General features: G+C 48.1%; 18 protein-coding genes. 17 read left to right on the top strand and 1 reads right to left on the bottom strand.

Annotated features, from left to right (window positions below):
- From METLU_RS24255 to METLU_RS0101545, 5 genes are all read left to right on the top strand, one after another.
- On the top strand, nt 1-771 hold a 771-nt coding region (locus tag METLU_RS24255), incomplete at its 5' end, for an MBOAT family O-acyltransferase (protein WP_196806467.1).
- Entirely contained in the window at nt 743-1,813 is a 1,071-nt protein-coding gene (locus METLU_RS0101560) for a hypothetical protein (RefSeq protein ID WP_027156686.1), read from the top strand. The genes METLU_RS24255 and METLU_RS0101560, both read left to right, overlap by 29 nt.
- A gap of 44 nt (nt 1,814-1,857) precedes the next feature.
- The gene (locus METLU_RS24250) at nt 1,858-2,421 is read left to right on the top strand and encodes a LexA family protein (RefSeq protein WP_231383519.1); all 564 of its coding nucleotides are present in this window, start codon (nt 1,858-1,860) and stop codon (nt 2,419-2,421) included.
- Nucleotides 2,422-2,514: 93 nt separating this feature from the next.
- Nucleotides 2,515-3,666 carry an RNA-guided endonuclease InsQ/TnpB family protein gene (locus METLU_RS0101550; RefSeq protein WP_027156685.1) on the top strand — a complete coding sequence of 384 codons (1,152 nt, stop codon included), beginning with the start codon at nt 2,515-2,517 and terminating at the stop codon, nt 3,664-3,666.
- A 113-nt stretch (nt 3,667-3,779) separates the two neighbouring features.
- Nucleotides 3,780-4,082 (top strand): XRE family transcriptional regulator, encoded by a 303-nt coding sequence (locus METLU_RS0101545; protein WP_027156684.1) that lies wholly within the window; start codon nt 3,780-3,782, stop codon nt 4,080-4,082.
- 194 nt (nt 4,083-4,276) lie between these two features.
- Here METLU_RS0101545 and METLU_RS0101540 read toward each other — a convergent pair whose 3' ends face one another.
- Nucleotides 4,277-4,546, bottom strand: coding sequence for a type II toxin-antitoxin system Phd/YefM family antitoxin (locus METLU_RS0101540; RefSeq protein ID WP_027156683.1), 270 nt, complete (start codon nt 4,544-4,546; stop codon nt 4,277-4,279).
- 207 nt (nt 4,547-4,753) lie between these two features.
- Between METLU_RS0101540 and METLU_RS0101535 the strand changes: the two genes are divergently transcribed.
- The 12 genes from METLU_RS0101535 (at nt 4,754) to METLU_RS0101480 (ending at nt 21,793) form a co-directional block, all read left to right on the top strand.
- The gene (locus METLU_RS0101535) at nt 4,754-6,085 is read left to right on the top strand and encodes an ATP-binding protein (RefSeq protein ID WP_027156682.1); all 1,332 of its coding nucleotides are present in this window, start codon (nt 4,754-4,756) and stop codon (nt 6,083-6,085) included.
- Entirely contained in the window at nt 6,082-6,363 is a 282-nt protein-coding gene (locus tag METLU_RS0101530; protein ID WP_155920381.1) for a hypothetical protein, read from the top strand. Before METLU_RS0101535 ends, METLU_RS0101530 begins: the two co-directional genes overlap by 4 nt.
- Entirely contained in the window at nt 6,341-7,042 is a 702-nt protein-coding gene (locus tag METLU_RS0101525) for a PH domain-containing protein (protein ID WP_027156680.1), read from the top strand. Before METLU_RS0101530 ends, METLU_RS0101525 begins: the two co-directional genes overlap by 23 nt.
- A gap of 6 nt (nt 7,043-7,048) precedes the next feature.
- Nucleotides 7,049-9,523 (top strand): MobH family relaxase, encoded by a 2,475-nt coding sequence (gene mobH, locus METLU_RS0101520; RefSeq protein WP_027156679.1) that lies wholly within the window; start codon nt 7,049-7,051, stop codon nt 9,521-9,523.
- On the top strand, nt 9,510-11,330 hold the full coding sequence (gene traD / locus METLU_RS24245; RefSeq protein ID WP_051299729.1) for a conjugative transfer system coupling protein TraD: 1,821 nt from the start codon (nt 9,510-9,512) through the stop codon (nt 11,328-11,330). Before mobH ends, traD begins: the two co-directional genes overlap by 14 nt.
- A gap of 7 nt (nt 11,331-11,337) precedes the next feature.
- On the top strand, nt 11,338-11,886 hold the full coding sequence (locus METLU_RS0101510; protein WP_027156678.1) for a hypothetical protein: 549 nt from the start codon (nt 11,338-11,340) through the stop codon (nt 11,884-11,886).
- A 3-nt stretch (nt 11,887-11,889) separates the two neighbouring features.
- Nucleotides 11,890-12,507, top strand: a complete 618-nt coding sequence (locus METLU_RS0101505; protein ID WP_027156677.1) for a DUF4400 domain-containing protein — start codon at nt 11,890-11,892, stop codon at nt 12,505-12,507.
- A 313-nt stretch (nt 12,508-12,820) separates the two neighbouring features.
- Nucleotides 12,821-13,861 (top strand): tyrosine-type recombinase/integrase, encoded by a 1,041-nt coding sequence (locus METLU_RS24240; protein WP_051299728.1) that lies wholly within the window; start codon nt 12,821-12,823, stop codon nt 13,859-13,861.
- 109 nt (nt 13,862-13,970) lie between these two features.
- Nucleotides 13,971-14,894, top strand: a complete 924-nt coding sequence (locus METLU_RS0101495; RefSeq protein ID WP_027156676.1) for a hypothetical protein — start codon at nt 13,971-13,973, stop codon at nt 14,892-14,894.
- 568 nt (nt 14,895-15,462) lie between these two features.
- On the top strand, nt 15,463-16,053 hold the full coding sequence (locus METLU_RS26545) for a hypothetical protein (RefSeq protein WP_027156675.1): 591 nt from the start codon (nt 15,463-15,465) through the stop codon (nt 16,051-16,053).
- Complete coding sequence (locus tag METLU_RS24230) at nt 16,053-16,565, top strand: hypothetical protein (RefSeq protein ID WP_051299727.1); 513 nt, start codon at nt 16,053-16,055, stop codon at nt 16,563-16,565. The genes METLU_RS26545 and METLU_RS24230 overlap by 1 nt, the downstream gene beginning before the upstream one ends.
- Nucleotides 16,566-17,773: 1,208 nt before the next feature.
- Nucleotides 17,774-21,793: an NACHT domain-containing protein gene (locus METLU_RS0101480; protein WP_027156674.1), complete on the top strand. Its 4,020-nt coding sequence runs from the start codon at nt 17,774-17,776 to the stop codon at nt 21,791-21,793.
- The last annotated feature ends 181 nt before the right edge of the window (nt 21,794-21,974 follow it).

The raw sequence follows: 21,974 nt of genomic DNA, 5'->3' as shown, positions 1-21,974 counted from the left end.
TTTGCCGCCGATACCGTGTTGCCGTTCTTCGAAGCGTGGGTGGCTGCAATCGGCTATGGCCTGCAGATCTATTTCGATTTCTCCGGCTATTCGGACATGGCCATCGGCATCGGCCTGCTGTTCGGCATTATCCTGCCGCAGAATTTCAATTCCCCTTATCAGGCGGTCAGCATTGCCGACTTCTGGAAGCGCTGGCACAGGACGCTGTCCCGGTTCCTGCGCGACTACGTTTATATCCCGCTGGGCGGCAACCGAAACGGTTTTGCCATGGGATTGCTCGCGGCGGCGCTCACCATGGTCATCGGCGGCTTCTGGCACGGCGCGGCCTGGACGTTCGTGCTGTGGGGCCTGTTGCACGGGCTGTTCATCGGCCTGCACCGGCTCTGGACGAAAACCGGCCTGCGCTTGGCTGAGCCGGTCGCTATCACGGCGACGTTCCTGGCCGTCAGCGTCGCCTGGGTCCTGTTCCGTGCCGCATCGGTCGATCAGGCCTTTGCCATCTGGAAAGGGATGCTGGGACTGAACGGCATGACCCTACCCGGTATCGCCGCAGGGCTTTGTCCGGCCTGCGTCCAGGCAACCCTGATCACGGGCATCGAACTGATCTGGGGCGGCATTTTACTGGCAATCTGCCTGACTTATGCCAACGCCCAGCAAACGGCACAACAGTTGGAACCAAACCTCAAAAATCTGGCTTATTTCTCCACGCTTTTATTTACCAGCATCTGGTTGGCAGGATCTCATGACAGCTTCATCTATTGGCAGTTTTAATGTTTACTGGAAAGCGGCACTGGTGGCCGGCGGTCTTGCCGCCTGGTCGTTGCCGGTCTGGAATGTCGTCGTTAATCCCTATCAGATCTTCAAGGCGCAACACGCCATCGGCGATCGCTATACGGCGTCCACGACCAACGAGCGCTTCCTGAAGGTGGAATACTTGTTGAATGAGGCGAGAGCCCGGTCGCCGGAAACACCTGGCGCCATCGCGGCCCGCATCAATAACGGCAATGAGGCCGAAAATCCATCGGCCCAGCCGCTGCATGACGCTTTTATCGTCGGCTCCTCGATCATGGGGTTGGTGGATCCCGGGCTGGTCAACCGGCATTTACCGGCCCGGCATTTTTACAATCTGGCCTTTCTGGCCGCGAAGCCGGACGAGATTCTGGCCTCCTTGCAGGCACTGAAGCGAGGCGGCGTGCCGGTCAAAACTCTGGTTTACGGTCTGGAGCCGATCGCGTTCACCGATATCAAAACCTATGGGCCCGCCTATTGGCTGCACCCTGAAACCGGCGAACCAAGTCGGCAGCGGGTCGTTTTCGATTACCTGTTCGCGTCGAGCCTGTCGGACGGTTTCAGCCGATTGGTGACCGCGATCAGCGGCCAGCCGTCCGTGCGCTACGACATCGAAGGCACTGGGCGCTATATCCTGGAACGCTATGACCGTGAGATCGAGGCAGATCATAGCGCCTTTGTCCAGAAGCAGTTTCCCGTCGATGCCAAGCCCGTGGTCGCGCCGCCGTGGATCAAAAGCCGGTTCGAGGATTTTCGCAAGCTGGTCCAGTGGCTGAAGGATGAAAAGGTGGAGACCGCATTCTATCTGAATCCGCTGCATCCCTATTTCGCCAATGCCTACGGCGAAAACCGGCTGGCCGTATTCAAGGCGAAAATTGAAGGCATCGCAGGGCAGGGGATTCAGGATTGCATGCAGTTACTGAACAGCGAGGATGTCAATCAACGATTCTATGACTACAAGCATTTCAGGCCTGCGGAGGCGGCTAGGGTGATTGAGTGTGGGCTGAGAAGTCGCTGGATTTGATACCGGCCGTTTGGTTTTTGTCATCTTGTCAAAAATCACCTAGAATGCTCACGAAAGAGAACAAAACGAGAACAATAATAACTTTTCTTTTGGTGCATTATGGACCCATTGCTTACAGAACCGGGCTTGACGGATTTTTGGCAGCCCGATCCCATGCAACGGCAGGTGCTGCTGCCATTGTTCGCCGGCAAAGTGTCGGCTGGTTTTCCATCGCCAGCCGACGATTACATCGAGAAGACGCTGGACCTGAACGAACTGCTGGTCAAGACGCCCGCCGCCACATTCTTTGTCCGGCCGTGGGCGAATCGATGCTGGAAGCCGGCATTCACCCGAATGACATCCTGATCGTGGACCGCTCTCTGGAGCCGGTGCCTGGCAAGATAGTGATCTGCGCCCTGAACGGCGCTTTGACTGTCAAGCGCCTGCTGCGCCGGAACGGATGCTGGGTGCTGGTGGCCGAGAACTCGGCCTATGCTGATATCGATCTGCACGAGGACCTGGAGTTGGTGATCTGGGGCGTGGTCACATTCATCTTGTTTGAAGACATCATGAAGGCACCGCTGATCGCCTTAGTGGACTGCAACTCATTTTATCTGAATGCGCCGTAAAACTCCGTCCTTCAGGTCGGAGATATAAGGCGCATTGGGGCAAGCCGATTATTAATAATACCAACTTACATTTCTTGTTGTATAATGTAAGACATGAAAGTTAAACGCGGATACAAATACAGATTCTATCCAGACGCCGAGCAAACAGAACTGCTTGCCAAGACGTTTGGTTGTGTGCGCTTTGTCTACAATCACATCCTTCGTTACCGAACGGATGCCTACTATCAGGCCAAGGAGAAGGTCAGTTACATTGGCGCTAACGCCAAGCTGACCGAGATTAAAAAAAGACCTGAATTGGCTTTTCTCAATGAAGTATCCAGCGTTCCTTTGCAGCAATGCCTGAGAAACCAGCAGGCCGCGTTCAAAAACTTCTTTGAAGGCCGGGCGAAATACCCGGCGTTTAAATCCAAAAAACACAGACAGAAAGCGACTTTTGTACAAACCGCGTTCCATTACAAAAACGGACAGCTGACGCTTGCCAAGTGCAAAAATCCACTCAACATCAAGTGGAGCCAGCCATTGCCAGGCGATCCAACTACCGTTACCGTTTCCAAGGATCAGGCCGGGCGCTACTTCGTGTCCTGCCTGTGCGAATTTGAGCCTATGTTGCTGCCAGTCAATGATAAAAAGGTCGGCATCGATGTAGGCATCAAGGATTTGTTCGTCACCAGTGACGGTTTCAAATCCGGCAATCCCCGCCATACGGCGAAATACGCCGCCAAGCTTGCCCAATACCAACGTCGTCTCGCCAAGAAGAAGCTCGGTGGCAAGAACCGGCAAAAGGCAAAGCTCAAGGTAGCCCGTATTCACGCCAAAATCTCCGATTGCCGGTTGGATAACTTGCACAAGTTGTCCCGCAAACTGATTAACGAGAACCAAGTGGTTTGCGCTGAAAACCTTGCCGTGAAGAACATGATTAAAAACCCGAAATTGGCAAAGCATATCGCCGATGCAAGTTGGGGGGAATTCACCCGGCAACTCGAATACAAGGCCCATTGGGCCGGTAGAGTGTATGTCGAGATCGACCGATTCTTCCCATCGTCCAAACGCTGCCATTGCTGCGGGTTTGTTTCTGAATCAATGCCGCTCGATGTGCGGTCGTGGACCTGTCCGGAATGCGAGACAGAACACGACCGCGACGTTAACGCGGCGTGTAATGTAAAAGCCGTCGGGCTGGCGGTGTTAGCCTTTGGAGATAATGTAAGCGGCGATAGCATTTCGGTGTTGTCGTCCAGTTATCAGTGAATTAGGAATCCCATTCCTTCAGGAAGGGGAGTAGTCAACAAGAAAAGTCAAAAAACACCGAAGCCAGAAATCGATTTGGCAAAACAAAGATTGAAAGCATTACGAGGTAAGCGATGAACAGTCAACACGAAGAGAATCCCCACATTGGAAGCAACTTCGACGACTTCCTAAGCGAGGAAGCCATTCTTGACGAAGTCACAGCGGTAGCAACCAAACGAGTCATTGCCTGGCAAATATCGGAGGGCATGTCAGCGCTTAAACTCAGTAAGACGGCAATGGCCAAAAAAATGCACACCAGCAGAGCTTCGCTTAATCGGTTGTTGGATGAAAAAGACACCAGTTTAACTTTGACCACCTTAGTGAGCGCTGCCGCTGCCCTCGGTAAAAAGGTAAAAATAGAGTTGGAACCGGTCTGAACTTGTGCGAACATGGCCGAATATGTCGGTTCAAACGGTGCCAAAAAGAGACAATCAAGAATTTCAGCCAAATGGCGGGGGCAATACAGGCAACGGCCATTCGATAAGTTCAAATGGTGGCGGGTGACACGAGTGTTGGATTTACCCCATAAATCAAGGAATGGGATAGCTAACAGATTCCCAAAGATGACTCTTCAAAGAGAGCTGCCGTTGAAGAGACCGTTAATCTCATTAAAAAGCCCGCTCATCTCTTCGCTTTCCGCTTCATCAAGTTCATCAGGCACGTGCAGCGAATCCTTAATGAATCCCTGTTTTATCATCTCCAGGCTTTCGGCTTGATCTAACGGGACCACTTTGACCATAGGGCGTCCTGCTTTGGCAATGATGACGGGTTCTCCTTTCGCCGCAAGCTCAACCAACTTCGACAGGTGAGTTCTAGTTTCAAGAATATTAACGATACGCATAGCCGCTTGCCTGGGTAAGCTTGGTTGAATGGTCAGGATGACATGAGAGATCTTGCTTGCTTCAATACCTGTTGTTTTGACACCTTAATATATAGGGTAACGTCAGCGCAAAATCAAAACAGTCGTTTTTTCGGCGTCTTTCGACCCGACGCAAAAAAAATCGTTCTTCTAAAATAGCGGCTTCATTACTTATAGCCACTTTTGAAGATGAAAATAGAGTTAGGTCAGGATGACTACTTGTTATCCAAAAATCAGACACAGTCGATCTATTGTGATTTTGATGTCGTCGTGAATGCCCATATGCTGATTATGGGCAAGACAGGCATGGGCAAAACCACATTCTTAAGACGGGCCATACAGCAAATGCGCCGGTTCTCGCCGGCGCCGCGCATTCACATCATGGATGTGCACGGCGACATCGATATCCATGGCGCTTCTTCCGTCAGGTTTTCAGAATCCACCGAATATGGCTTGAACCCGTTTGTCGTGAGCGCAGACAGACACTTCGGCGGCGTCAGAAAAAGGACGCAGGATTTCATCGCCACCATCAACGGTGCCCGGCCGATCGGATCCAGGCAGGAAGCCGTCATGCGTCACCTGATCACAGACCTTTACTCGGCCAACGGATTCTTTGCGGACAATTACAAATCCTGGGTTTTAGAGGACGGGTATGCACGGAAGCACCCCAAGCGGTACCCGTCCATGGACGATGCCTGCCGTTTCGCCTTCGGCAAACTCAAACAGCTCATTATCGGCAGCGACACCAAGTCGGGCAGGGCGCTGGAAGAACTCAACAAAGTCACCACAAAGCTGTACAGAATCTCCAAACAGCATGCTGCGACGGGCGCCAAAGCAGACGGCGAGCTGACTGAGAAGGCGATGGACCTGCGCACGGATGCCTTGAGATTCTACAAAGACTATATCGAGAACCTGGAAACCGGCAAAGAACTGGAAGACTTCATCAAGTATGAATCGAAAGAAGTCCTGAAATCGGTCGTCGAGCGCTTCGATAACCTTAAGGCCAGCGGCATTTTCAAAAACCAGTCGCCTCCCTTCGATCCTTCCAACCCGGTCTGGCACTACGACATCACCGCCTTGCGCGAGGATGAGAAGCGCATGTTTGTCGAATTCAGGCTGCAGGAGCTGTTTTCTGCGGCCATGGAAAAGGGCCCTGTCCGGCGGGAACAGGAAGGCTTGCTGCGCGACATCATGATCATTGACGAAGCACATCTGTTTTTCCGGGACGACCAGAACAACATCATCAATACCATCGCCAAAGAAGGTCGGAAGTTTGGCCTGGGGTTGGTATGCGCCAGCCAATCGCCGACCCACTTCTCGGAAGATTTCTTCTCCAACGTCGCCACCAAAGTCGTGCTGGGCGTGGACCAGATGTACTGGGACAATCTGGTCCGCAAGATGAAAATCGAAGCCAAATTGATGCAGTACATCAGGCCTTTCCATGTGATCGGCGTGCAGATGAGCAACAAAGGCGATACTCGCTCCAAATTCACCATGGTCAGGGTGCCGAAAGAACAATGACAAACAGCCAATCAGGAACTCACAGCGCCTCAATGTACGCTCAGGAAATCGCACTCTACAAAACCCTGGCTTTTTCGGTCATTTCCACTGCCCAGTCGGATCTGCGATCGCCCGATCGGCATATCCGCGACAGAGCCTTGCGATTTTTTACGGCACCGCCGGAGGACACCACGCTCTGGTTGTGGCTGTCTTGGCTCGACATTGATTACACAGGACCTTATCTCCAACAACTTAGACAAAAGGCAATAGCAATCTATGAGAACAACAAGCCCCATTGACCTTGCCGCAAATTCTTTTGCGCGCTTCGACGATGCCCAGGCCATGTGCGAGCTGCTGTATCGCGAGACTGGCTCGGCGTATACCGTCATGTCGGATAGTCATCTGGGTTTCACGACCCGACGGAGCAGGACGCAAGCGGCTCAACCGCAGCCAGCACTGGCTGACAGGCAAAGACCCGAAGTAACGGAATACCGCCAGGCGTTCAGGGGATTCGTTCCGCATTATCTGGAAATAGCGGCAGGCGCCCTGCTAATGGCTTACCCCTTTAAAGTCACTGGCTGGCTATTTGATCTGCTCAACATTCAGAACATACCCGACTGGATGGACTTAAAAGACCTGGGGACGATATATGTGTTTGCCGGCCTTGCGTTAACCCTCTATGGGCTGCGTTTCATCTACAGCTACTTTGCCGTGAAAATGGTTTTCGACCATGACGGCGTCATGCTGAAGAAAGGGATTATCGCGCAATCCCATGTACAGATTCGCTTTAATGATATTAAAACGGTGGGCGTGGAGCAGAGCGTTTTGGACCGGCTGCTCGGTATCGGCACCGTGCATCTTGACTCGGCAGGAACCAACGGCACGGTCGATATCGAACTAAGAAACATGCATAACCCGGCTCACATGCGCCGCCGCATCCAGCAACTGATCGATCAGTATACCAGACAGCGCGGTTAACATTGCATGCGTAAAAAAATCGCCTCTCTCACAACTTCGCTCTTCAGAAAGAAGTCTCAGCCGAAAAGTGCGCTGAGCCTGGAAAAAGATTTTGAAGCCACCAGCAAGCCACTTTTTGATGAGTATTTTCACCGCTTGCCCGGCTTTCCGCAAGGTTTGCCGGTTATTCCTGTCGAGCTTCTGATACAGAAAAATGAGGACATGATCAATCAGATCATCCTGGCCAGAGGGCTGTCAGGACCGCATAACAAAGCGGAAGTGAACGCCAAAATCATGGCGCCAATACGGCACCTGGCCGAAATGACGCACTTGCTGCCGGCATCGGAAAAAAATCATTTCAAGCTGCCGGGCGGCTTGTTCACATTTTGCCTGGAGGTGGCTTTGTTTTCCATCCGCTATGCGGAGCGGCGCATCCTGACCCGAGCAACGCCTGAGATCCGAAAAGAGGAGGAATCGCTCTGGGCGCATGCGGCGTTTCTGACGGGCTTGTTCAGTGAGGCGATCACGACCGTCTCGAAAATAGCCGTCTACTCTGACGAGCGTGGCATTGACTGGCATCCGGGTATCGAATCGCTATATGAATGGCTGCAGCGCAACAATTTAAAACGCTACCAGATCCGCTGGAGCAATACGGAAAGCAGCTCGATGATCTTCACGCTGGCCGGCAAGGCGATCAAGACTGAGCAAGTGGAAATTCTGGCGAAGGGTGAGAAAGCGATTTACACCACGCTGTTTTCGGCCTTGTGCGAGCAGCAAAACTTCAACAACCCGCTGGCCAGGATCAACGATAAGGTCAAATACAAACTCATGGAGCGTGACGCGTGGAGCTATGCGGACCGCTATGGCAAACCGTTGGCCGGCATGCATCTTGAGCCTTGGCTGATCGATGCCATGCGGCATCTGGTGCAGAAGAAACGCTGGGTGTCTAACGAAGAAAACGGCCGGATATGGCACGGCCTAGACGGTGTTTTTCTCGTCTGGCCGCTGGCCGCAAACGATATGCAGCATGAACTCAAGGCAGCAGAAAGCCCGTTCATTCCCAGCACGCAGGAAATTCTGGCCGAAATCATGCTCGATGCCGGCATCATTGTCGCAAACGCCCTGGGAAGCTATCTGTTCGATATCGCGATACCGGTCGCCGAAAGCGCCGAAAAGAAACATCTGGAGGCACTTAAGCTGGCCCGCTATGAAATTCTGTTCGTCAAAGACCAGCATAAACCGATCGAAGACAACCTGATCGTCGAGATGGAAGAGGAGGAGGGCGATGATGAGGATCTGGCGGGTAACGGATCGGCCAGCAAGCCAACCGCGGGATCATCGCAGACATCACCGGCTGTAGCGGCGCCAAGCCAGGATCATGCAGCCAGCGATTCTCATGGCATAATGCCGACGCAAGGCACAGCAAGCACGCTGGATTCATACGATGAGTATGACCCGGATGCCGATTATGATACGAACGTCACGACAAAATCCGTTACGGAATCGTCGGTTCAAAGCACAGAAGAGATCGATCTCAATATTCTGTTTGGAAAACCTGAAGCGCCAGCCGTCGAGCAAAAAGAAGAGCTGCCGCCGCCTGTCCGTGAAGAAGATCCCGATCTTGAGGCGCTGTTCAATGATGAAACCGATCCATCGGCGGTGAACTTGTACGATGCGGATTATGCGTCCGACTACCAGAGCGAAGCGATCGATTACCGTGATTTTCCCTCTGAAGCGACTAGCGCGCAAGATTCGGTAGAGAGTGGCTTGGCTGATCAAAGCCAATCCCAAGACTCATCAGCAGAGACGCTCGAACCTGAAATCGACCTGCAGGCGCACTCGATGCCCGAACCGCAAGGAGAAACGCCTGATGCGGCCGCTTTATTGTCTCAGCCAGCAGCTGCCCAGTCTTCCGTATCGACAAAAGCCGATGAGACTCCTGAACCTGTAAAGCCAGATGTAGCTGAAGTCGTACAGGAAAGAAAGCCCCCCAAGCACAATGACCATAGACAGTCAGGAAAAAATACGAAAGCCAAAAAGCCAGCCCAAACACAGGTCGGCGAGATCGTTCAGGCTGGCAAAAATAACACCGGTGATCATGAGGATCTGTTGGGCGCATTAATCGGCTCCTCCTCAAAAGCGTCTAAAACCGACCCGGTAAAACCACAAGAAGCGTCCCAACGTCATGACGCTTTGGGGGTGGAGAATTTGTTCGGCAACACGCCCCAAAAGAGCCGTGGCGATCAATCCGGGAGGGCCAACCTGATCATAAACCGGCTGAAAAAACTGCCGGTCGAGTACCTTGACGCCCGACCCGGCGGCATCACCCAAGTAGCCGCGATAGGACTAAAAAACACCAAGCTGGAACTGAAGGAGTGTATGGCGGTATTAAGGGAAGCAGGCCTGCTTGAATTAATAGACGGCTATGAGACAGGGCTGGATGGCACAGGCAAATCCCGTTATTTCCTGGTCAAGGCGGATCTGATAAATGGCCAGCGATAATTTTGATCCTTATATCCGGAAGCCTTACGAGTTTTATATCGCCGGCACCTGGTTCATAGCGGTGGCCGTTACCTTGGCAGGCTATTTGATACTGCCTGGCGCCAGCTCCCTGTTGACCGCCAGCGGCATATTTGCAGCGATGGCACTGCGGTCGGCGGTAAACGGGATGAGCCTGATAGGGCGGGGCAAACTCGGTGAAATGCTGACCTTTTTGGAAGTCGCTGCGCTGCTGAATCTGGCCAAGCCGGAAAAGATGTGGTTTGGCTGGGGCTTTGACTGGACGCCTACGCATACGCAGCGGGCGGTCGATTACATGCTGTCCGGTGCGAAGATGAGTCACGATCAGGAACACCCGGGCGGCCCCTGGATTCATGGCTTGAATAAGGGCAAGGAAGAAGAGGTTCTGATACCCCTTAAATCCCTGGAAGGGCACACGATCGTGTTCGGGACGACGGGGGCAGGAAAAACGCGCGCGTTCGAGGTGATGATAACCCAAGCCATTCACCGGGGCGACATCGTGATCGTCATCGACCCGAAGGGGGACAAGGAACTGCGCGACCGCATGGAACTCGAGTGCAAAAGAGCCGGCCGTACCACTGCCTATCTGTTTTTCCATCCGGCGTTTCCCCGCTCCTCGATCCGCCTCGATACTATGCGCAATTTCACCCGAGCGACCGAGCTTGCCTCACGCATCGCGGCCTTGATGCCGTCGCAGACCGGCGGCTCTGATGCCTTCACGGCGTTTGCGTTCCGGACATTAAATCTGGTCGCGCAAGGCCTCATCGAAACCGGCAAACGGCCGTCGATCAAGCAATTGCGCTATTTTATCGAAGGCGGCGCTGAATCGCTCCTGGTCAAAGCCATAGAGGCGCACGCCGAGCGCACGGATCCGGAATGGAAAATCAGCGCGGAACCGTTCTTTACCAAAGCGCGGGGCGGGAAAGCCAAGAAAATGGAGACCATTGCCAATCCGGATTGGCTGGCCATCATCGAATGGTACCGGGCAACCTGGAGCAATGGCCCGAAAGGGTCGGAGGGCATCGATGGGTTGCTGTCGCTGGTCGAACACAACCGCATGCACTTTTCCAAAATGATTGCGTCATTGATTCCGGTCTTGAACATGCTGACCTCGGGGGAACTGGGCGGCCTGCTGTCACCGGATGAGGAAGATGCTAACGATCCCCGGCCTATCATGGACACGTCGACGATCATTTCAGGTAACCACGTCCTGTACGTGGGCCTGGATTCCTTGTCGGACTCTATCGTGTCATCGGCCATCGGCTCGATTGTGCTGGCTGACTTCGCCTCGGTCGCCGGGATGATTTACAACAGCGGCAATAAGCCCGGGCGCATCTCGATGTTTGTCGACGAGGCGGCCGAGGTGGTCAACCTGCCGTTTATCCAGATTCTCAACAAAGGCCGCGGCGCCGGATTCCAGGTGGTCATGGCGACCCAGACCTTGCCGGATATCATCGCCAGGCTGGGCGATGAAGCGCGCGCCAGGCAGATAGTCGGTAACTGCAACAACCTGATCACTTTCCGCATCAAGGATGGCGAAACCCAAAAATTCGTGGTCGAGGCCTTCGGGCAGACCTGGATCAAGACCGTACAACAAAATATTTCCAACGCGGTTAATTCCGCCGAGAACATTATCAATTACTCCGGCAATAGCGGCCAGTCGTTGATTTATGGGGATCACGAGCTGTTCCCCCAACACTTGCTGGGGCATTTGCCGAATTTTCATTACATCGCATCCATCGCCGGCGGCCGAGTCATCAAGGGACGGCTGCCCATTATCACTCACTAGGAAACTCATGACAGACCCAAAAAACGTACATTATTTAAGACGTGAGGCGCCCATTTTGTCGGCGCCGATGGAATTGAAGAAAGCCTGCAAAAACACCCGTTTGAATTATGCCGCGCAGGAACTGTTCGCCCGTTGGCCTAATCTGCGCGAATCCTCGCAGCGACTGACGTCGTTGCTGACGTTGCATTACCCGGATCCGAGAAAAGAAGGCGAAAGCCTGCTGGTTAATTGTTTAGCCAGTGGATTGATCGATGCCGAAAAAGCGATCCTGAAAAACAATGACGATCTCGCCGAGCAAAAAGCCTTTATTGGCCGGGTGTCCGAAGAACTGGTCCATTGCCTGGCGTTAACGCTCATGATGAAGGTTAGAGGGTCATGGACTCCTCATGACGTCATCACCCATGGCTATCTTGATGGGATTGTGAATTCGTCCATGAGCGAGGAATTGAACTGGATCGAAAAGCCGCAGGCGGCGTTCAAGAGTCCGGTGGCCAAGGTGTTATGCGCGTCACGGGTGTTTACCATGAGCGAACTCAAGCTGGCGGGATTGATTTAAGGCATGATCGGCAAGCATTTTCTCATTTGGCTGATGATCATGTTTTTCACGCCCTTGGTTTTGCCCATGCTGTTAAGTCCCCAAACCATATCGACCCATATCCAGAGAGATTATCAAGAGGCTGTCGCCACCTTTGGCAACAAAGGTGCGCTCGATCATGAGCTAATCGCATTCTACCGGGACAACCTGGCCTTGATAGCGAAAGTGGTAAATGAGTTCAGAGACAAAGGGGACGATTCCGACAAATTCAGGCGGAGCGGCGACCACATCGGTGAGGCCATCGCGGATATTCCCGGCGATTGGGCGGCTTCCGTCAAACTGCAAGCCTATAACCTGGCGCTGCGCATAGTCATCATTTCACAGTATGGGATTTGGTTTCTGGCGCCTATTGCCATGGGCTTTGTGGCCGGTCTGCTGGGGCGTCGGTTGAAAGCCGAAACCTTCAGTCCACCGTTCCCTCCGCTTTACAATACCTCGGCGCATATGCTGCTGGCATTGGGTGGCTTCCTGATCCTGTGGCTTGTCTGTCCGCTGCCCATCCCCTTGTCGATCATACCGACAGCGTTTATTTTTGCCAGCATATTAATCAGCCTGGCGGTCACGCATTATCCGAATTACTGAAGAGAGCAAATCAGGAAGCAGGCTTGTGAGTTGCCCTGAATTCGGAATAAGCAAAGAGAGCAGGTTTTGGGTTACAGAAAGAGATAATAAGTTGTCGACACTAATTTCCCTGAACAAGAAATTGCTACTGATGAAATCAACGCACTTTTAATGCGATGGTCGAGCGTTCGAATCGCTCACGACCCACCAACAAAACTCAAGCAAGTCAAGGGCTTAGAAGGACATCAAGCCTTAGTAACTGTGTACTAAAACCATCGACTACAGTGATTTTTACGGTAGTCTTGTTTTTAATCTCGAGAACGAGAATACACAGATGCTCAATTTCTACATCAGAAAAGTTGATCTCAAGAGCGGGGAAACCCGTTACCGCACCGTACTTACCAAATCCGGTAAAGACATCAAAACCAAAACCTTCCGACGCAAGCAAGATGCTCGTATTTGGGGCAATCGTGCCGTTCTGGAATCTCAGGAACAAGTTGCCAAAGGCATTAAACCCTGCACCATCACCTTCAGTCGCTCAGCCGATGAATATATGAGCTGGTGGACCGGCAAAGATCATGATCGCGTCAGGCTGGTGTTATGGTGGGAAAAACGCTTGGGCAAATATCTGCTCAGCGACATTACGCCCGAATTGATCCGCGATACCCTCAAGCCGAAAAAAGCACAAGCCCCGGCGACCTACAATAAACATCTGGCTGTCTTATCGGCCATTCTGGACTATGCCACTCTGCAGCAGGAAGATGACAGTATCCTGGAGCAGTACATCGATGACAACCCCTGCAAGCGCGTCCGTTCCCTGAAGGTCGATAATAAGATCGTCCGCTACCTTTCCGATGAAGAAAAGCCTCGGTTGTTGAAAGCGGCCAAAGCCATTGGTGGCAAGTTTTATCTGAAAGTCCTGATGGCGTTGACCACCGGCATGCGTAAAGGCGAACTCGATTGGTTGCGCTGGTGTGACATCGATTTTGATAAAGAGCTGGCATTGTTAGCCGACACCAAAAACGGTACGCCACGTCATACGCCAATCCCGAGCATTATCATGGACGAGCTCAAAAAACATCGGGAAATTGGCAATGGTCTGCTGTTCCCTTCCAGTACAGATCCAAACAAGCCCTTCGATTTTAGGAAGCAGTGGGCTAGTTGCCTAAAAGCAGCTAACATCAAGAATTTTCGCTGGCACGACATGCGACATGACACTGCCTCGACACTGGCTAGGGCTGGCCGTACCATGAAAGAAATCGCTGAGATCTTAGGGCATAAAAGTTTGGCCAGTACCGATCGTTATACGCATCTATCGACGGCACATAAATCCCAAGTATTGAACGATACAATGTCGAAAGCTGTCAAACTATAGTTTGACTTAAATCACAATTTAACCAGTCTATCCCGATGGGAGAAAAGCGGAGTCATACTGCCTGATTGGTTACCTTTCCTATAGCTGTACTTTGACAGAAGGGTAATTAATGACGCCTACTAAAGATGAATTTCAGAAGTTGATTGATGAGTGTAATAAGAACCGATTCTCACTACCCTCAATCGATATAAATAATCTAGCAGATGATATATACAATGCTCTTGCTTCTTTATCTAGTGCAAGAGAAAAAGCATTTAAAGAATTCAAATCGTTACGTGCTTATGAGTGGATTACTGTAACCAATGAGGCACAGTATAACAGAGCAATGGAGTGCTTATGGCCGTGTCATGATGAACAAGCACGTTTTAACTTCTACCTTGATCAAATTATCGACTCATATCGATATTTCAAAGAATGTAGATGCGCTGATAACAGCGATCTTCTACATCAATCGAGAAGCGATATTCTCTTTTGGGCCGAAGCAATGCAAGAAAAAGAGCGCATGATAGGGCACATAGCAAATTGCTTTATGAACTGCTTATGCCCTAGTCCCAAGGAGAATGTGAGTCCAGTAGAATTTTATACTATTGTTGATAAGCTGATTAAAAACCTTGAAAATGCTATGAAAGGTATGAATGCTCTTGGCCGCTATAAAGATGTTTCTTTTCATAAGAATCTATCAGCGGGCATAGAACCAATCTCCAAAGAACTTGAAAAGTATATTGCAATAAAAAACCATAAATTATTCCCGGTGCAGCGTGTAAAAGATCGGAATGAAATTCGAATGTTTATTGTGGCAGTCGTTAGGAAATTTCTGGTTAATGATTTATTAGACTCCAATAACGGATTAGGTTACTTATTTATGGATGTTTTGGAGTTTGTAATGGAATTACTAAGTTTTGACTGTTTTGACAATCCAATAACAGAAGGTAATGTTCGTAAAATTATGCAAGCTGAGATAGCCCGGCATGAAAAGGAACTGCTTATTTGTTGGCAAAGTCACTGTAAATCAAAGATATTGCTAATAGAATGAAAGCATTGTATTAAGCGATACTCGCTAATCACGCTAAAAAAGTCGTTTTAGCGAGACGACAATAAAAGGCACGGTCTATATCATGCCCTCATGATCTTAATCAATTTCATGAGACCTAAATGAATCATATAGACACCTGTAAAGCTTCACTAAGCGAGTATTGTCCCAAAAACAAATTTGCCAGACATCCAGATAACCCTTTGGGGGAATCGGAATTTTACTGGCTGTTCAAGAACCGCTACTACAACGGATTTGCGAAAGCATTCGTTAAAGTCAGCTCAAGAAGTTTTCTAGTCCATATTCCAACTTTTATTCAATGCTTAGCTGATCGCAGAGGCGCGTAATTCGGCATGAATCCGCGCGCCTATGCTATCGGCTCCTGATTCGGATGATCGGGCACAGACATAGCCGGTATCGCATGGTAAATGCGGATGACATGCAGGGGTTATGCAGCCTACAGCCAATAACTACAGTTAATTTATGAAAACAGCGTCGGTTTTTAAATCGGCGCTGGTTTTTATAGCAGTCTTACACCGGCTCAGCGCTACCGTTAGCGCACAGAGGAAAAATGACCGAAAAGAATAAAACCGCTGGTTGTGATGAGATCCAAGCAGCTTCAAACAATGCAATTTCAGAACAATATTTTGACCCAAGCTTATCCGGTATAGAAGTCGAGATACCGCGTACCATTATGGAAATCGATGTACCGCTTGCCTTATCGGATTGGTGCCTCGGCTCACACATTAAATTAATCATGCTACGGAAACAACTTGAACAGCAAATGGCAGAGGAAGCCAATCTGTCGTATCAGGACGTAACATGTTCTGGTAAAAGCACGCGTACGATTTTGACCGATGCTATTCAAGTATTTGTAGGCTACGCAAAATCAAACGGGAGTCAAAACGCTGACCGATATTATTCGCTCGTTACCAACACTATTAATCATTCATGTTTTATTATTGAGACAAAAGCCAAGAATATTCGTGAACGGTTGACGCCAGAACAGCTTTACACGCTGGAAACTGCTGAGCTGGTTGCTGCTAATGTGCTGACTCAAGGTATGGAAAACAAGCTACCCTACAAAGATATTTTTCAGGAAGTTAAAAAGGAGTTGGGAATTTTTAGTGTAGCCAGAACCAGAGTTTTAGGGGCTAACTGATGGTGGATAAACGACAAAAGATGAAAGGCCGGCGCAGTAGCCCTACATATGCAGCCAAGCCTCATCATATTTTCAGGGCCGATTGTAAAAACCAAAAGCCATCACCCGCTTCGGTATTAAGTCATAAAGCGGCACACCTGCTCGACAATCTTATCTCTCAGTTCAACGGCAAAAACAACGGCGATCTTTCTGCGGCACCGAAAACTATGCGGCTGTACGGCTGGCGTTCGCAGGGATCGATACATAGTGCTTTAACTGAACTACTGGCTCTGGGCTTCATAGAACAGACCAGGCAGGGCGGTAGGAATCAGTGCTCACTGTATGCCGTGACCTGGTTACCAATCGATGAGTGCAATAGCAAGCTGGATGTGAAGCCCACTCGAGTTGCATCTAACTTATGGAAACCTGAAAACCAGGAAAAAATTGATCCACGTTTCGTGAAAGCCTGGCATGAACGACAGCAGAAATCCAAGTCGAACAAGCAACTCAAATTAAAAACACAAGCTGCTTAAATTAAAAACAGTTGCCAATATGAGGACAAACGATGTCGCTATCAAGACAAGTCATTAAATTAAGTGAGGTAATACTAGAATAAACTGGTCGCTATTCGGACAAGTCAGGGTGTTTTTCAGCTGTTTTGTTGTCATTATCAGGACACCTTTATATATATCTACCATAGGGACAGGAGATAAATAAGCAAAGGCAACAGACTTAATGCTAAGCATTGTCAATGAGCATGAAGCCAGTGCTATACCATCGAAATGTATTAACCGAAGATAAATCATGGCAATACATCAACAGCACCGCCAATCATTGTCGAATTGAAGTGGCTGTAGGTCATGGTTAGGGGATACCTTACCTGGATGGGACAAGGTTCAATACCGATAATCATAGCTAGGGTAGAGTGCCTGTTCTTGCTGTAGATGGTTAGCGGGTAGATTACTCAATGCCGATACGAAATTGGAATTAAGGCCGGTATGTTTATGAACGCAAAGTGAACCCGCCAGTGCTGACGGTGGTTTTTCACGGATTTCAATGGTTGGAATGTCACTTCAAAAACAGCGGTAGACTGACTCGAATGAAAAGGGTTGAGATGATATTGACGGCAAAAGGCCCAATAAAATTACAGCCATTTTTATAGAAAACCTGACGTTGTCGGCATATGATTTTTTAATCAATATTGCTCAAAAATGTATGGTATTCCGTTAGTGGCTAGTTTTATTGGCGAAACAGACGCTCTAGGTCGCGTTTAAGCTGCGATAATTGAAAAGCAACAGGGATGGGTGGCTTGCAAATAATCGCAGTGTAATTGTTGCAGATTGGCTCTAGAAAATGAATCTGCACTTTATCAGAAGAACAATTTAATTATGCCATAAAGCAAATTAACGACTCATGATGTTATGAAGAACAGTATGTCATACTTATTTTTTTTATCGGTTCAGACCCGACACCTGATCTATAACGTAGAGCGTAGCACATTTTAGGATAAATTTATTAGGTAATGCCGTTGTTAATTTATCCGGTGGCTGTATGACGGCAACAGGCTTTTTGTAAAACTCTGAACTTGATCTGACAGTTTTAAACATTAGTCTGGATTGAATCTAACATTGACCGTCTCAGTTCGCTTAAAGGTCAGGCAAAGTTATATTTTGAAACAAGCTATGGTATATCATTCATAGTATTTGTCGCAGTTTGTAATAACCACCATTAAATTTGGCTCATGTTAAATCGCCCAGTTAAAAAAATTCAGCTAGATGATAGCTCTATTGAAAATAATAATGCTCTGACTTTTGGCGATATTCTAAAAATACCTAATATCGTATTGTTAGGTGAACCAGGTGCTGGCAAGACTTATCTCTTTAATAATGCAAGCCAATATGAACATGGTAATTGCATAACCGCAAGAAACTTTACAGTTTATGCCGATGAGTCCTATGCCAATAAGCCTCTGTATATTGATGCGCTCGATGAAAAACGATCACGTGTCGATCAGTCTAATTCAATCGACGAGATAATCAGGAATATCAAACAAATTAAGCCATCAAAAGTTCGGTTATCTTGCCGGGCAGCGGATTGGCTTGGTGAGACAGATCTCGAATTATTTAAACCCTACTTTGAAGCTAACGGCGGCTATTGTGTAGTAGCGCTTGAAGCACTTACTGAGAAAGAAATAGACCAGATACTGAGCGGAAAAGGCATTGATGATCCGTACGAATTTAGGGAAAAAGCTTGTGAAAAAGGCGTAAGCACACTGCTGGCCAATCCGCAAACACTGATAATGCTATCCGATCTAGTAATAAAAGATGGGCGATGGCCGAATAGTAAAAAAGAATTGTATGAGAACGCTACTCGTTTACTGCTGACTGAACATAACGATATGCACAAGCGTAAACCATTGGCGAGTTATAAACTTAATGAACTTAAAGATGCAGCGGGTGCGGCATGTGCTGCCTTGTTGATTGCTGATGTTGAGGGGATTTCTTTATTAGAAAGTGGCAATAATTCTTATACAGACATTCCTTATTCGGCAGATTCAGATGCTGTCTTAGCTGCGCTAACTAAGCGCGCCTTTGTCATAGTGAATCAACAGCAAGAGTATGTTAATTATTCCCACCGGACTATCGCTGAATATTTAGCCGCATGCTGGTTAGTGAAATCTATTCGGGAAGGGGGATTACCGATTAGCCGTGTCCGTTGCTGGCTAGGCATTGATAATTATCCGGCACCGGAATTGCGGGGCTTGTATGCGTGGCTCGTGCAATTGCTACCTGAACATACCGATGCTTTGCTGGTCAGTGACCCTTATGGTGTTTTAGTGCTTGGTGATGTCAGTTGTCTTTCAAAGTCCAGTCGCAAAATGCTCCTTAATGCGCTGGTGAAGCTTTCAGAGAAAGATCCCTGGTTTCGCGCCCAAGATTGGACAAGTGAACCGCTGGGAGTGTTATCGACACCGGACATGGCGAGCGAATTTAAAGCCATATTATCAGGACAACCTCGACAATTTCATTTGCTCTCTATTGTTCTAAATGCTATCCAACATGGTGAGCAACAGCCGGAACTTAAAGATGAATTACTGCGAATTCTTTGCGATAACAATGCACATTATGCCGAACGATCTGGTGCTCTTGAAGGGTTAATAAATGCTATTCCGGATGGAGAGCGCCTTGTCGTTAAAACAATTAAAGAGCTTCAAACCAGTGATAACAATCTTCGTTTAAAAGCAAAAGCGATGACCTGGATTTATGAAGGGCATTTTAACGTTGAAGACATCGCTCAACTTATTAGCGATTGCATTGATCACCGAGACTTTCAAAATTACTCAATAAGCGAGCTGTGGGACTTAAGTCATTCTTTGCCACTTGCTGAGCTACCGGCACTTCTTGATCGGCTAACGCAGGTTGATTCGGATAAATTTACAGAAAATTATCAAGTCGAGTATTTTGTCTATGAAATCTTAAAACGTACATTATTGGGTACAGACAAAATCGACGTTAACAGGCTTTGGTTATGGCTTTCAAAGCTCAAATGCAGCCCGAGCCCCAGTATCAATAAAGATGAAGATAGAGATTGGCTTAACGCGATTCAACAATATGTGATAGCTCTGTTCAACATCGCCTTGTGCGATCTGAATGACCTAACCAGTATCTGGGGATTTTGGTATGACTTTCAGGAATCAGTTAGATGCGCATTTGATATAGAGCTAATTATCAATGCGGCATTTTCTATAATTGCCGAAAAAGAATACTGTAATGAAAAAGAACAATTCATTTTTGAGCTGGCCTTGAATTTGATAGTTAAGAATACAACGAATCTCGAACTTTTTAATTTGTTATTTGATTATGGTAGTTCACATCCCGAATTAGCTGACATATTGTTACGTTCCTGTTGCTCAGAAGTTCATGATTGGCGTTGGAAACATATTAATCAAGCTTTTGATCGCAAGAAAAAACAGCGAAACACCCAACGAAAAAATCGCAGTAATTTTGAGCAAGAACTGGATTTAATTCGCACTGGTCAGCATTTGGGCTGGGCGGAGTGGTTAGCAAAAGTTTATTTTGCAAGATTTACAGATGTTGATCGTACTTTAACACCTGAAGAACGCTTAGAACAGCAACTAGGAAGGCAAAATGTAGATGTTGCTGTGGAGGGGCTACAAGCCGTTCTTAACCGGAATGATCTGCCTACGCCGTTGGAAATAGCAAACTTATATAGTCAAGGTAAATACCAGCATTGGTGGTATTCTATTTTAGCTGGAATGTCTGAATGTTGGCGCAAACAGGATGATCTCACTGCTTATTCGGAACAGGTGCTAAAAGCTGTTTTAGCCATAAATCTGCTTTTTTCGCCTTTTTATCAGATGGAAGGCAATACACATAGACAAATTGAACCAGATTGGCAACAAGCTCTTTTTCAATGCAGACCGGAATTAGTGCAAGCTGTCTATCTGGAAGTCATAGAAATTTTGTTAAAAACGAAAAGAGATTATGTGTATGGTATTAGGGAGATTTGCCAGCATTCGCAACTCGCAGATACCAGAGCGCCAATCGTTCTACGATTATTAACCGATTATCCCAACGCCATACCAGAAGCCCTAGAAACTCTGCTTTTAACAGCTATTACTCTTCCTGAAATTAAAGAAGACCTGCTGTTACTTATCCAATCCGTACTGAAACCATTTGCCAGAGTCCGGTTAAAGCAAAAAGCATTGTGGCTATGCGCCGGCTTTCTAATTGATTTTAATCAATTTGAAGAGATGGTTGCTCAGTGCGTGGCAAAGCGTGAGCATTTTATCCGGACATTAATAGGGATTATTGGTCATGCCCGCTCCGATGACGACAGTAACCAACCTTATAAACTTTCAACTGCACAAATTGACTTTATTATTCGTTTAGTTGGTAAGCGGTTCCCTAATGTTGAGCATCCGACTGGTATAACGCATGGTACTCAAAATCCATGGGATGCTGCAGATTTTGTAAAAAAAAGAATAAATCAGCTGTCTACACAAATTGATAACGAGTCAATTGGCGCTTTAAATCGATTAGTCCATGAATCAGGATTGGATAGCTATCGGGACTATTTAAAGCATGCGTCTACCAATCAAGCGGCTTTGCATAGGAAGCAGCTATTTGTTCAACTCAGTTGGCAACAAGCCATTGACGTACTATCTAATCGCAAACCGGCGAATATTGCCGACCTTCATGCCTTAACTATTGAGCATCTAAAAGATGTGGCGAACAGAATTCGTACTGAAAATACCGATATTTTTAAAGGTTTTTGGAATGAGGATTCTTACGGGAAGATTACCACTCCAAAATCTGAAGAAAGCTGTCGAGATCGATTGATCGATTTGTTGAGGCCAAGATTTTCGCCTTTAGAAATTAGTGTAGAACCTGAAGGTCATATGGTTCTCGATAAGCGCGCTGACATAGTTTTGTTAGATTCAGCTAAGCAAAAATTACCGATTGAAATAAAGCGAGACTACCATCCGGATATATGGGAAGCATGCGAAAACCAACTTGGTGGATTATATACCCGCGATCCACTGGCCCAAGGTTATGGTATTTATTTGGTATTTTGGTTTGGCGATAAACGTCTATCTCGTATGCCTAAGCCGCCGCAACCGCTAAAAAAACCGAATACTGCACAAGAATTAGAAAATGCTTTGCAGTCACTCATAAAGGTTGATGACCAAATCAGACTTGCAGTTGTTGTGATTGATGTTACTCGTCCCAACGATTAATCCGAAATTGGACCGTTCGTTCCTGGCCGATGGCAGCAGTTCTAATCTGGCGTTGTCTATTATCTAAACTGCTGTATATCAGTAGCTAAGGCTTGCATCAATCCTATCATCGCTAAAATACCATCAATTAAGATGAGTAAAATTTACCCAACTAACTAATTAAAATAGGTAAATTTTTCCC

The organism is Methylobacter luteus IMV-B-3098, assembly GCF_000427625.1.
GTDB classification, from domain to species: domain Bacteria; phylum Pseudomonadota; class Gammaproteobacteria; order Methylococcales; family Methylomonadaceae; genus Methylobacter; species Methylobacter luteus.
Note: the sequence above shows the minus strand (reverse complement) of the source record. Positions and strands in the feature narration are given on the sequence as shown.